Raw genomic sequence first — 12,248 nt, 5'->3', positions numbered from 1 at the left:
TCAGACCTCCGGGATTTTGGTGGCGGCCAGAAGCGCGATGGACAGCACCTTGAGGGCGCAGGGCACCAGCGCATACAGGACAGATAGGGTGAAAAGGGCAGAAGGCGCGTTTTCCGCGCCGGGGGTGAAGCCTGCCGCCTGAAGTGCGGGCAGGAGGGTCGCCGCCGCGAGGGCGAGCGAGAGTTTCGAGACGAAGGACCAGAGGCCGAAGGCTGCCGCCTCTCCGCCTTGGCCGAGTTGGCCGAGGCGGCGGGCGAAGAGCGCGGGGAGAAGGACGAGATCGGCCCCGAGCGCCGCGCCGGAGACGGCGCAGATCACCGCGAAGGCCGCGACATCGCCCGCACCCAGAGTGGCCGCCCAGATGAAGGAGGCGATGCCGAGCGCCATGGCCGAGAGCAGCACGCGTTTTGCCCTGTGTTTCTGCGCGGCGCGGGACCAGAGCGGGGTGGAGAGGGCTGCGGCGAGGAAGAAGAGGAGGAGAAGCGGGCCTTCCGTGCCGGGGGCGGACAGGCGGCTTTCGACGAAGAAGAGGAAGAGTGTGGAGGTGACCGCCGAGGGGGCGGCGTTCAAGAGCGCGATCAGCAGCAGGCGGCGGGCGAGCGCATCGGACAGCGCGGGGCGGAAGGCGGCGAGCGGGTTCTGGAACCCGGCCCCCTGCCCCGACCATTGGCCGCGCATGGCCAGCGTGGCCGCGATAGCAAGCAGGATGAAGAGCGCGGCGAAGGCGGCGAAGGGCGCATCGGTCAGCGATGCCAGCGCCACGGGGGCGACCGCCGCGACGCAGATGCCTGCGAGCGAGCCACCCTCGCGCCAGCCAGCGAGGCGGAGATGGCCTTGGGGGCCCAGGGAGGCGGCCTTGGCCACGCCTTCGGCATAGAAGGCGATGGTGAGGAAGGAGAAGGCGGAAAAGAGGCCCGTCAGGGTGATGGCGAACCACAGAAGCGGGGCGACGGGAGGCGCAACGGCGAAGAGGCCCAGCATCGACAGGGCCATGACGGCGGCGGCCAGCGCGACCCAGAGGCCGCGGCGGGCGCGGCCCAGTTCGGCCAGCCAGCCGAGGACGGGGTCCTGCACCACATCGAAAAGGCGCAGGAGGGCAAGCGTGCCGCCAAGGGCCGCGAGCGAGACGCCGTAACTGTCGACGTAGAATTTCGGGGCGTGGATGTAGATGGGCAGCCCCGCCATCGCGATGAGCGCGGCGAAGAGGCTCCATCCGGCCAGCCCTGCCCGAGGCGCGATTGCAGGCAGGGCGGTGGTCATCGGGTGACTTCCTGCGGGGGGGGCGTGGGGCGGTTGCGGAACTTGACGCCCTTGAGCGCCAGTTTCAGCGCCTGCCAGTGGATCAGCGCCAGCACGCGGCGCGAGCCGAGGGGGCGGCGCAGCGAGGCCTTCAGGATTTCGCGGTTTGTGAGCGGCACGCGGGGGCCGATGAGGTTGGTGTAGAGCCCGCCATCCTGCGAGGTGTAGTCGATCCAGACGCCGATGCGGTCGGGGCGGATGTCGAAGCGGAAGGCGTAGCCGCCTTCGAGCGGCTGGAAGGGCGAGACGTGGAAGATCTTGCGCGCGGTGATCGTGTCGGTCCGGGTGATCGGCCCGTGATCGTCGCGGAAGCAGAGGTAGGAATGGCGGTCGCCATAGGTGTTGGAGACTTCGGCGATCACCGTGCGCAGGTTGCCGAGATGGTCGTGGCAGAGCCAGAAGCTGACGGGGTTGAAGACATGGCCGAGGACGCGGGGCTGGCCGAGGAGGAGGATCTCATCGGCGCCCGGCAGATCGTGGGCGGCGAGGACCTCGCGCACCCATGCCGTCCCGCGCCCCTTGCCGGGGGCACCGCCGTAATCGGCATCATGCACCGCCGTAAGGTTGCGGCGGTTGCGGGAGAAGAGCGAGGGACCGCGCGCGCGGTCGGGGTTCAGGAGGACGTAATCCACCGAATAGCGGAAGCTGTTGGCGATGGCCCCCTTGCGACCGTGGAAGGTTTCGCCCCGGATCAGGTCGACGTCGGTCATGCGACAAGCTGCCTTTCCCTTGCGCCGGAGCGCATCGCCTCCACCACGTCGACCGCCGAGGCGAAGCCGTCCTCGTGGAAGCCGGAGCGCATCCATGCGCCTGCGTACCACGTGTTGAGCGTGCCATTCATGGCGCGGATTTTTCCCTGCGCCTCGAGCGCGGCGAGATCATAGACGGGGTGATGGAAGGTGGTGACATCGTCGATCAGCCTGTCGTCGATGCCGCCGTTGGAATTGAGGGTGACGAAGATCGGGTCATCCTGCGGGATGGGCTGGAGCGAGTTCATCCAATAGCTGAGGTCGATCTTGCCCTGCGCGCCGCCCTTGGGTTCGACATAGGCCCATGAGGCCCAGCATTTGCGGCTTTTCGGCATGACCGAGGGATCGCGGTGCAGGATGGCCTCGTTCGGTTGATAGCGGATGGCGGAGAGGGCCGCGCGTTCGGCGGGCGTGGGGTCGGCCAGAAGGGAGAGGGTGATGTCGGAATGGGTGGCGAAGACCACGTCATCGAACATTTCCCATTCGCCGCCATGGCAGCGGATGAGGATGCCGCCCGCCTCGCGTTTGACCGCCGCGACGGGGGCGCCGAGGCGGATGTCGACGCCGCGGGTGGTGAGGGAGGCCTGCAGGCGGCGGACATATTCGATGGAGCCGCCCTTGACCGTGTACCACTGGTGCTGCCCCTCATACCCCATCAGGGCGTGGTTTTCGAAGAAGCGCACAAGGGCATGGGCGGGGAAATCGAGGATGCCCATGGTGGGGGTGGACCAGATCGCGCCGGAGAAGGGGGTGATGTAATAGTCGCGGAACCAGTCGCCGGTGCCGAGGGTTTCCAGAAGGTCGCGGATCGTCATATCGGGGCGGACGACCTGCGGGGCGTGCTTGTTGAAGCGCAGGATGTCGGTCAGCATGCCGAGGAAGCGCGGCGAGACGAGGTTCTTGCGCTGGGCGAAGACGGTGTCGATGGAGGCGAGGCCGTATTCGATGCGCCCACCGTCGAGGGAAGCGCCGAAGGACATGCTGCTTTCGACGTAAGGAACGTCGAGTTTGTCGAACATTCCCAAGAGGTTGGGGTAGTTCACCTTGTTGAAGACGATGAAGCCGGTATCGACGGGTTGATCGCCGCGCTTGCCCGCGATCAACGTGCGGGCGTGGCCGCCGAGGCGTTTTTCGGATTCGAAGAGGACCACCGCATTGTCATCGGCCAGCAGATGCGCGGCGGCCATGCCGGAGATGCCCCCCCCGATGACAGCGATACGACGGGGAACGGAACCAAGGGTCTCGAACGGCATGAAGGGGGGTACTCCTGTTGGTCTTTGTTGTTTCTACGGAGGCCGGAAGCGATTGGATCAACGTGTAATTTTTTTTGGACAGTTGAAACTTGACATCCAGATTTCGCGAAACATTTCCCGCTCTGTGATCCAACGGACAGCATCGGGCGTAACAGGCCCATGATGTTCGATGCACGTCAGGCCGAAAAAACGGATGCGCCATCGTCCGCGCAGCAATATGCTGCGCAGGAACAGAAGGTTAGTCCGCGAAAGGATGGCCGCGCCGTGCAGGCGGATCAGGTGGATACGGATTGGGCCGTGCTTGTGCAGCGGGTGCGCGACCATCAGGACCGGGCGGCGTTTGCGGCGCTGTTCAGGCACTTTGCCCCACGGGTGAAGGCCTTCCTGATGAAGTCGGGCGCGGATGCCACGCTGGCCGAGGAATGTGCGCAGGATGTCATGGCGACGCTGTGGCAGAAGGCACATCTCTTCGATCCGGCGCGGGCTTCGGTGGCGACCTGGGTCTTCACCATCGCCCGCAACCGGCGGATCGACGCGCTGCGCAAGGCGCGGAGGCCCGAGCCGGAAGAACTGCCCTGGGGGCCGGAGCCTGAACCCGATCAGGCCGAGGTCATGGAGGCGCAGCAGGATACTGAACGGTTGGGCAGTGCGCTGGCCCAACTGCCCGAGAAACAGCGCGCCTTGATCGAACGGGCCTTTTACGGGGACCTCTCGCATAGCGAGATTGCCGCGGAAACGGGATTGCCCCTTGGAACGATCAAGTCGCGCATCAGATTGGCGCTGGAGCGATTGCGCCAGCAGATGAGTTGAAGGCGAGACGACGGAATGAGCATCAGGCACCACCTTACGGACCAGCTTCTGATGGCATACGCGGCAGGCGACCTGCCCGAGGCCTTCAATCTGGTCGTGGCGACCCATGTATCGCTGTGCGACGACTGCCGCGCGCGGCTTGCCTCTTACGAGGCGGTCGGCGGTGCGGTGCTGGAGACGGAAGATGTGGCGGCGATGTCGGATGACAGCCTTGCCGCCTGCATGGACAGGATCAGCGGGCTGTCGCAGGCGACGGCACGGCGGCCGCTGAAGCGGGCGGGGATCTTTCCGGCGCCGCTGGCGGATTATGTCGGTGGCGGGCTGAACAAGGTGAAATGGCGCAATCTGGGCAAGGGTGTGCGGCAGGCGATCCTGCCGACGGGGCGCGATGCCTCGGCCCGGTTGCTGTACATTCCGGGCGGGCAGGCTGTGCCGGACCACGGACATCGCGGGCTGGAATTGACGCTGGTGCTGCAGGGGGCCTTCCGCGACGAGACGGACAGGTTCGGACCCGGCGATATCGAGATCGCCGACGAGGCGATGCAGCATACGCCGGTGGCGGAAGAGGGCGAGGTTTGCATCTGCCTTGCCGCGACCGACGCGCCGTTGAAGTTCAACGCGATCATCCCGCGGCTGGCGCAACCTTTCCTGCGGATCTGACGGGCAGAACGAAAATTCCGAATCGTGGATTCGGCATTTGGACGAATCATCTGTTGAGTTAAGTTGACACCTGTGTTGTCCAGTTTCGGGTGGTCCTTGATGCTGAAGCAATCTGCCGACATTCTTGCGGAACTGGATGCAGGGGAGATTTCCCTGTTGCGCGACCGTCTGGCCGAGGCCGATGCCGGCGAGTTCGTGTCTGGCGACATGGTCGAGGAATGGGTGGGATCGTGGTTCACCTCGGGTGAGTTGCCGCCACCCCTGCCGCCGCCCGCGCGCGGATAGCCGCGGCGATGGAGGCGCGTTTCCTGATCTCTGCCCGGAACGATCTGGCCGCGCTGAGGGATCATTACAGGCGGACGCTGCCTTCCGAGGCGCGCGTGGGACAGATGCATCTGTTCGAGGCGCTGGCGGCGATCAAGCGGAACCCGGAAATCGGCCTGCCCCTGCCCGCGCCTTCGGGATTGCGGGCGTTCCGGGTGCCGTTCCTGCCCTTTGCCTTGATATATCGGGTGGAGGGCGGTCGCGTGGAGTTCCTGCGTCTGCGCCGTCTGGATCAGAGCGTCAGGCCGTGAAGGCGGATCGCGAGGGCGGTGCCTGAGGCGAGCGTGACGGCGCCCTGTGTCAGCAGGAGATCGTGGGGGGCGAGGCTGGCCCCGGCAAGGCCAACGGGGCCGAGTGCGAAGATGGCCAGCAGGTCGCCGGGCGGGAGCGTGGCCGCGCCGGAGAGGATGCGGACATCGGGGCGCGGCAGGGCGCGCGCCGTCATCACGTTGAAATCGTCAGAGGGGCCTGCGTCGGTGCCGGAGGCGGTGACGGGGATATCGCCCGGAAAGGCCACGGGGCGCAGCGGCAGGCAATCGAGCGCGAGGCCGGGGCCGGAGAGGTGGAAGCCCGGCCCGGTGAGGACGGTCAGGTTGCGTTCGATGCCGGGGAAAAGGGAGAAAGGGCCGTCTTCCGCGACGGTTGCCATGGAAAGACGGCACCGGATGGAACCATCTTGTTCGATTCGGAACAATTCCGTGGTGGTTCCCTTGCCATTCTTCCATGGCTGGCGGGTGTAATGGGCCGGGGTGAGGTGGATCATTCCGCCGCCTGCGGGCCGATCAGGGGGGTGCCGGGGGTTCCCAATTCCTCGAAATCGAAATTGTCGAGGCGGCGGGCGCGTTTGGTGGCCTTTTCGGTGGAGATCTTGATTTCATCGATATCACGCTGCGCCTGACCGAAATGGCGATCGAGGTTTTCGACGCGCGTGCCAAGGCGTTCCACATCGGAATAGAGCAGGGCGAGTTCCTTGCGGATCGCGCCCGCCTGTTCACGCATGCGCGCGTCCTTCAGCACGGCGCGCATGGTGTTCAGCGTGGCCATGCAGGTGGTGGGCGAGACGATCCAGACCTTGGCGGCGAAGCCTTCGCGGACGATTTCGGGGAAATTGGCGTGGAGTTCGGCATAGACCGCCTCGGACGGCAGGAACATCAGCGCGCCGTCGGCGGTTTCGCCTTCGAGGATGTATTTTTCGGAGATCGCCTTGATATGGGCGCGCACGGCGGTGCGGAGGAGGCGCTGCGCCTCGACCAGTTGCTGGGGCGTTTCGGCGCGGCGGAGGGCCTCGTAGGCCTCCAGCGGGAATTTGGCGTCGATGACGATGGGGCCTGGCGGTTTGGGCAGGTGGACGAGGCAATCGGCGCGGCGGCCGTTGGACAGCGTCGCCTGAAGCGTGAAGCTGTCGGAGGGGAGGGCCTTTTGCACGATGTCGGTGAGCTGGATTTCCCCGAAAGCGCCGCGAGTCTGCTTGTTCGAGAGGATATCCTGAAGCGAGAGGACGTTGCCGGAGAGTTTTTCGATATTGGCCTGCGCGCGGTCGATGGTTTCCAGCCGCTGCTGGAGTTCGCCAAGGCTGCGGGCGGTGCGGGTGGAGGTGCCGTGCAGCGCCTCGGTCATCTGGCGCTGCACATCGGCGAGGCGCTGTTCCATGAGCTTGAGCATGGAGGATTGGCTGATCGCGGCGGCCTCGGATACGTGGTGCAGACCGCCCGAGAGGCGTTCCTGCCCTTCGGACAGGGATTGGACACGGTGGGTCATCCATTCCATCTGCCGCAGGATCGGATCGGCCATGCGGGCGGAGCGGGCGGCGGCGCGCAGGGTGAGGAGGAGGATGAGGACGAGCGCCAGTAGGATGCCGCCCGCGACGAGGATCGCCGGGTCGTTCCAGGCGTAGGGGGTGCCGAGGATGTTCATCATCGTCTTCCGAAGAGCCGTTCGATATCGGACAGCTTGAGTTCGACATAGGTGGGACGGCCGTGGTTGCACTGGCCGGAATGGGGCGTTGCCTCCATCTCGCGCAGGAGGGCGTTCATCTCTTCGGCGCGCATCTGGCGGCCGGAGCGGATGGAGCCGTGGCAGGCCATGCGAGAGAGGACGGCCTCCACTTTGGCCTGCACGAGGAGGCTGTCGCCCTGATCGGCGAGTTCGTCGAGGATGTCGCGCAGGAGATTCGCCGCGTTGACGGGGCCGAGGATGGCGGGGGTTTCGCGGACGGCGACGGCGGTGCCGCCGAAGGGTTCGATGGTCAGGCCAAGGCGCGAGAGCGCGGTTGCATGATCGAGGAGACGGCTGGCATCCGTGGGGGAAAGTTCAACGATTTCAGGGATAAGGAGCGCCTGCGCCGCGATGCCGGTTTCGGCCATCTGGCGTTTCAGGCGTTCGTAGACGAGGCGTTCATGGGCGGCGTGCTGATCGACGATGACGAGGCCCGTGTCGGTTTGCGCGATGATGTAGTTTTCGTGGACCTGGACGCGGGCCGCCCCCAGCGGGCGGTTCGTGTCTTCGCGGTCGGGCGCGGGGGGTTCGGCGCGGGCGGAGGGGGCCTCGGCGAAACCGGGTTGCGGGAGCGGGGCCTGAAAGGCGAAGGCGCGCGACAGGCTGGGCTGCGAGGGGCGGTCCATCTGGTAGATGCGCGGGGCGGGGGCCGGTTCGGGGTGGGATTCGGGGCGGAAGGCGGCGAGGGTGGCATCGGCCACGGTGCTGCTGGCGCGGTGGCCTGCGCCGGAGAGGGCGCTGCGCAACGCGGTGATGATGAGGGAGCGCGCGGCGTCGGGTTCGCGGAAGCGGACCTCGGCCTTGGCGGGGTGGACGTTGACGTCCACGCGTTCGGGATCGACGATCAGGTTGAGGACGGCGGCGGGGTGGCGGTCGCGGCTGAGGAAATCGAAATAGGCGACGCGCAGGGCGCCAAGGAGCATGCGGTCCAGAACCGGGCGACCGTTGACGAAGACGAATTGCTGCACGGCGGACCCGCGCGAATAGGTGGGAAGCGCAGCGAAGCCCGTAAGGTGCAGGCCATCGCGTTCGGCATCGATGCGCAGGGCGTTTTCGATGAATTCCGCCCCGAGGACCGAGGCGAGGCGGGCGTGGAGGGCGTCGAAGAAATCACCCCCGGTGGGATCGGCGCGGAAGAGAGTGCGGCCTTCGCCCCCGCCCGTCGCATCGCGCAGGGTGAAACCGACGGTGGGTTCGGCCATGGCGAGGCGTTTGACCACCTCGGTGATGGCCTGCAGTTCGGCGCGGTCGGAGCGGAGGAATTTCAGGCGCGCGGGTGTGGCGAAGAAGAGGTCGCGCAGTTCCACGACGGTGCCGCGCGTGAGGGCAGCGGGTTTGACCGGGGCCATGCGGCCACCCGCGACGGTGATCGTCGCGGCCTCATGGCCTGCGGCGCGGGAGGTGATGGTCAGGCGGCCCACCGCGCCGAGGCTGGGCAGCGCCTCGCCCCGGAAGCCGAAGCTGTGGATGTTGAGGAGATCGGAGCCGTCGATCTTGGACGTGGCATGGCGCGAGAGGGCGAGGGGGAGGTCGTCGCCCGTCATGCCGCAGCCGTCGTCGGTGATGCGGATCAGGGTCTTGCCGCCATCGGCCACGTCGATGGAGATGCGCGACGCCCCGGCATCGAGCGCGTTTTCGACCAGTTCCTTGACCGCCGAGGCGGGGCGTTCGACCACCTCGCCCGCCGCGATGCGGTTGACCGCCGACTCGTCGAGTTGGCGGATCACGGGGCGGCCTTGGGGGCCGGATATTTTGGGGCTGGGTGCGTTCATGCACCCATATTTAGCAGGCTGACGGGGAAGGGGCCACAGATTCTGTGGCCCGCGCCCTTATTCGCTGGGGGTAACCCCCTGTGGTTGGCCCACGATGACGAAGCGCAGGTCTTCGGGTTTGAAGAGGCTGGCCGCGACGCGTTTGACGTCTTCCATGGTGACCGCCTCTACCTTTTCGTTGCGGGTCTTGGGGTAGTCGGGCGGCAGGCCGATGAGTTGCATGTTGACCATGATCGTCGCGAGGGGGCCGTTGCCATCGAAGCGCAGCGGATAGGCGCCGGTGAGATAGGTCTTGGTGGCGGCGAGTTCCTCTTCGGTGATGCCGTCGCGGGCGATCCTTGCCCATTCGTCGCGGATGACCTGCACCGCCTCGCCCACGCGTTCATTGGCGACGGCGGTCTGGCCAAGGACGAGTTCGGAGCGGTCATAGCCCACGAGGGAGGTGCCGATGCCATAGGTGAGGCCACGCTTTTCGCGGACTTCGGTCATCAGGCGGGCGGAGAAGCGGCCGCCGCCGAGGACTTCGTTCAGGATGGTGGCGGCGAAGAAGTCGGGATCGTCACGCTTGATCCCGGCATGGCCGAAGCGGAGGGTGGATTGCGGGCCGGGGAATTCCTGAACGGTGATGCCACCCGTGATGGCGGGGGTAACGCGGTCCGGCAGGGCCGGGCCGGTGGCGGGGAGGTCTGCGAAGAGTTTGTCGAGGAGGGCACCCAGCGCCTGAGGCGTGATGTCGCCTGCGGCAGCGACATAGAGGCGGTCGCGGGCTAGCGCGGCCTTGTGCGCGGCAAGGAGGTCGTCGCGGGTGAGGGCGGGGACGGTGTCCAGCGTGCCGCCGCCGTCATTGGCATAGGGGTGACCGGGGAAGGCCTGCCCGTCGAAGATGTGGGCAGCGATGGAGGACGGGTCTTTCTCGTCGGCCCGGAGGCCAGCGAGGACCTGCGCGCGGACGCGTTCGATGGCATCGGGATCGAAACGGGGGGAGATCAGCGCCTGATGCAGCAGGTCGATGGCCTGATCGCGGTTCTCGGTCAGGAACTGGGCCGAGATGGCGATGGTGTCGATGTCGGAGGAGAAGCGGAAGGAGGCGGCGAGGCTGTCGCGGGCGGCGGCGAAGGCCTGCGCGTCCATGTCGCCCGCACCTTCCTCGATGAGGGCGGTCATCAGGTTGACCGCGCCTTCCTTGCCTGCGGGATCGAGGCTGGAGCCGCCACGGAAACGGATTTCGAGGGCAGTGAAGGGAATGTCATCCTCTTGCACCAGCCAAGCGGTGATGCCGCCGGGGGAGGTGACGGTCTGGATATCGACAGCGGCGCGGGCCGGCAGGGCGAGGAGGAGGAGGCCGAAAGCTGCCGGGATCAGGCGGAGAAAGGTCATTGGGCGGGTTCCTCGCGCAGGAGATAGCCGGTGACGGCGTGGCGGCGGTCAAGCACATCCTTGGCGGCCTGCACCACGTCTTCGGGCGTGACGGCGTCGAGTATGTCGGGCCAAGCCTGCACATCCTCGATCGTCAGGCCCGTGGCGAGGGCCTCGCCATAGCGGCGGGCGCGGCTGTCGGAATCGTCGCGGGCATAGATGTCGGCGGCGCGGATCTGGGTCTTGATGCGGGCGAAGGCCTCGGGATCGGGGCCTTTGGCGATGAAATCGGCGATGGCGGCATCCATCGCGGCCTCGGCCTCTTCCAGCGTGGTGTCGGGGGTGGGGACGACGACGAGGTTGAAGGTCGTGTCATCCAGCGAGGTGCCGTCATAGAAGGCGGAAGCGTAGACCGCCTTTTGCTGATCGAATTGCAGGGCGCGGGCGAGGACGGAGGTGGTGCCGCTGCCGCCGAGGAGTTCGGCAAGGATGGCGAGGGCGGCGGCCTTTTCCTGATCGCCGGGATCGCGTTCGGGGGCGATGTAGCTGCGCGAGACATAGGGTTCGGAGACGCGGGGATCGGCCAGCTTTATGCGGCGCTCGGCCAGTTGCGGCGGTTCGGAGACGCGGTTGCGCGGCCCGATTTCAGGCACGGCGGGGATCGGGCCGTAATATTTCTCGGCCAGCGTGCGGACCTGATCGGGTGTCACATCGCCCGCAACGACGAGGATGGCGTTGTTCGGGGCGTAGTGGAGGCGGTAGAAGTCGAGCGCGTCCTGTTTGGTCAGGCCTTCCATTTCGTGCCGCCAGCCGATGATCGGCAGGCCGTAGGGGTGGTTGAGGAATTGCGCGGCGCGCATCTGTTCGCCCAGAAGCGCACCAGGGTTGGAATCGGTGCGTTGATTGCGTTCTTCGAGGATGACGTCGCGTTCGGTGAGGACCTCGTTCTCGGCCATTTGCAGGTCGGTCATGCGATCTGCCTCGAGCTTCATCATCAGGTCGAGGCGGTCGGCGGCGACGCGCTGGAAATAGGCGGTGTAATCCCAACTGGTGAAGGCGTTGTCGCTTCCGCCCTGTGCCTCGACGATGGCGGAGAATTCGCCGGGGCCGACCTCGTCGGTGCCCTTGAACATGAGGTGTTCGAGGAAATGGGCGATACCGGATTTGCCTTCGGGTTCGTCGGCCGCACCGACGCGATACCAGACCATCTGGACGACGACGGGCGCGCGGTGATCCTCGATCACCACCACCTTCAGGCCGTTGTCGAGGGTGAAGGATGTCAGGTCATCCGCCGCGTGAAGGGGCGGGGCGGCGATGAGCAGGGTCGTAAAAGCGAGTGCCGGGAAGCGAAGCATCCTGTCCTCCGGATGGGCGGCGCGGATGCGCGGCCTTTGGCGGGGAAGGTGCGCCGCGGACGGGCCGGGTGCAACCCGACCCTACGCGGTTGTTACTGGGTTTCGCCCTCTTTCGGGGGCGGGGCGGAGGGGGTGGCAACGCCGGCACGCCGCCAGCGCCAGAGTTCGGCCTGCTGGTCGAGCGACTGCGCCTCATAGGCCTTGAAGTAGACGTTCACGTTGAAGAGCCGTTCCAGAAGGCGGCCGTCGTTCTGGCGGCGATATTCGAGGTCTTCGGCGGCGAGCGTTTCGCGGATACCTGCGGTCACGCCATAGCGGGCCGCATAGGAGTAAAGCCCGGCATGGGCGGTGTTGACACCGTCGCGCGGGCCGAGATTGCCGCCAAGGGCGGCGACGGCCTCGGCCTGCGGGTCGCGGTCGGTGCGGTTCGGGCCGCCCGGTGTGGGTTCGGGCAGCGCCGCGATGTCTTCGGGCATTTCGAGCGGCTTGGGCGGGATGATCCCGAATTCATCGGGGCCTGCCGTCGCCGAGCGGATGTTCATCAGCGAAGGCACCTTGTCGCCGTTGCCGCATGCCGCAAGCGTCAGCACCATCGCCGCTGCGATGGCGGGGAAACGCCGTTGTGCCTGCATGCCTGCCTCCGTCATCCGTCTTGCCCCGTCTTAGCGCATGTCG

13 protein-coding genes are annotated in these 12,248 nt (G+C 66.6%); 4 read left to right on the top strand and 9 right to left on the bottom strand.

Going from position 1 to position 12,248, the window contains the following annotated elements; all coding sequences use genetic code 11:
- From TabM4_RS00320 to TabM4_RS00310, 3 genes are read right to left on the bottom strand one after another with little or no spacing between them, the layout of a single operon-like run.
- Complete coding sequence (locus tag TabM4_RS00320; protein ID WP_434616784.1) at positions 1–1,260, bottom strand: MFS transporter; 1,260 nt, start codon at positions 1,258–1,260, stop codon at positions 1–3.
- The gene (locus tag TabM4_RS00315; protein ID WP_434616782.1) at positions 1,257–2,009 is read right to left on the bottom strand and encodes a DUF1365 domain-containing protein; all 753 of its coding nucleotides are present in this window, start codon (positions 2,007–2,009) and stop codon (positions 1,257–1,259) included. Before TabM4_RS00315 ends, TabM4_RS00320 begins: the two co-directional genes overlap by 4 nt.
- Positions 2,006–3,301 carry an NAD(P)/FAD-dependent oxidoreductase gene (locus tag TabM4_RS00310; RefSeq protein ID WP_434616779.1) on the bottom strand — a complete coding sequence of 432 codons (1,296 nt, stop codon included), beginning with the start codon at positions 3,299–3,301 and terminating at the stop codon, positions 2,006–2,008. Before TabM4_RS00310 ends, TabM4_RS00315 begins: the two co-directional genes overlap by 4 nt.
- 159 nt (positions 3,302–3,460) lie before the next feature.
- On the opposite strand from TabM4_RS00310, the gene TabM4_RS00305 reads away from it, so the two are divergent.
- The 4 genes from TabM4_RS00305 (at position 3,461) to TabM4_RS00290 (ending at position 5,346) form a co-directional block, all read left to right on the top strand.
- Positions 3,461–4,111, top strand: a complete 651-nt coding sequence (locus tag TabM4_RS00305; RefSeq protein ID WP_434616776.1) for a sigma-70 family RNA polymerase sigma factor — start codon at positions 3,461–3,463, stop codon at positions 4,109–4,111.
- Positions 4,112–4,126: 15 nt separating this feature from the next.
- Positions 4,127–4,771 (top strand): ChrR family anti-sigma-E factor, encoded by a 645-nt coding sequence (locus TabM4_RS00300; RefSeq protein WP_434616773.1) that lies wholly within the window; start codon positions 4,127–4,129, stop codon positions 4,769–4,771.
- Between the two features lie 99 nt (positions 4,772–4,870).
- Complete coding sequence (locus TabM4_RS00295) at positions 4,871–5,056, top strand: hypothetical protein (RefSeq protein ID WP_434616770.1); 186 nt, start codon at positions 4,871–4,873, stop codon at positions 5,054–5,056.
- A gap of 8 nt (positions 5,057–5,064) precedes the next feature.
- Positions 5,065–5,346 carry a type II toxin-antitoxin system RelE/ParE family toxin gene (locus TabM4_RS00290; protein WP_434616767.1) on the top strand — a complete coding sequence of 94 codons (282 nt, stop codon included), beginning with the start codon at positions 5,065–5,067 and terminating at the stop codon, positions 5,344–5,346.
- On the opposite strand, the gene TabM4_RS00285 is transcribed toward TabM4_RS00290, so the two are convergent.
- The 6 genes from TabM4_RS00285 to TabM4_RS00260 all read right to left on the bottom strand — a co-directional run bounded on the left by TabM4_RS00285 (position 5,328) and on the right by TabM4_RS00260 (position 12,205).
- The gene (locus TabM4_RS00285) at positions 5,328–5,858 is read right to left on the bottom strand and encodes a HutD/Ves family protein (RefSeq protein ID WP_434616764.1); all 531 of its coding nucleotides are present in this window, start codon (positions 5,856–5,858) and stop codon (positions 5,328–5,330) included. The two genes, TabM4_RS00290 and TabM4_RS00285, sit on opposite strands and share 19 nt — an antisense overlap.
- On the bottom strand, positions 5,855–7,012 hold the full coding sequence (locus tag TabM4_RS00280) for a DNA recombination protein RmuC (RefSeq protein ID WP_434616761.1): 1,158 nt from the start codon (positions 7,010–7,012) through the stop codon (positions 5,855–5,857). Before TabM4_RS00280 ends, TabM4_RS00285 begins: the two co-directional genes overlap by 4 nt.
- Positions 7,009–8,862 (bottom strand): DNA mismatch repair endonuclease MutL, encoded by a 1,854-nt coding sequence (gene mutL, locus TabM4_RS00275; RefSeq protein WP_434616758.1) that lies wholly within the window; start codon positions 8,860–8,862, stop codon positions 7,009–7,011. The genes TabM4_RS00280 and mutL overlap by 4 nt, the downstream gene beginning before the upstream one ends.
- A 57-nt stretch (positions 8,863–8,919) precedes the next feature.
- Positions 8,920–10,239 (bottom strand): M16 family metallopeptidase, encoded by a 1,320-nt coding sequence (locus TabM4_RS00270; RefSeq protein ID WP_434616755.1) that lies wholly within the window; start codon positions 10,237–10,239, stop codon positions 8,920–8,922.
- Positions 10,236–11,573 carry a M16 family metallopeptidase gene (locus TabM4_RS00265; RefSeq protein WP_434616752.1) on the bottom strand — a complete coding sequence of 446 codons (1,338 nt, stop codon included), beginning with the start codon at positions 11,571–11,573 and terminating at the stop codon, positions 10,236–10,238. The genes TabM4_RS00270 and TabM4_RS00265 overlap by 4 nt, the downstream gene beginning before the upstream one ends.
- A gap of 92 nt (positions 11,574–11,665) precedes the next feature.
- Positions 11,666–12,205: a DUF3035 domain-containing protein gene (locus tag TabM4_RS00260; protein WP_434616749.1), complete on the bottom strand. Its 540-nt coding sequence runs from the start codon at positions 12,203–12,205 to the stop codon at positions 11,666–11,668.
- Between the last annotated feature and the right edge of the window lie 43 nt (positions 12,206–12,248).

Origin of the sequence: Tabrizicola sp. M-4, from assembly GCF_051132405.1 — a bacterium.
Lineage (GTDB): Bacteria > Pseudomonadota > Alphaproteobacteria > Rhodobacterales > Rhodobacteraceae > Paragemmobacter.
The sequence above is the reverse complement of the archived record's forward strand: the minus strand, read 5'-3'. Positions and strand labels throughout refer to the sequence as shown.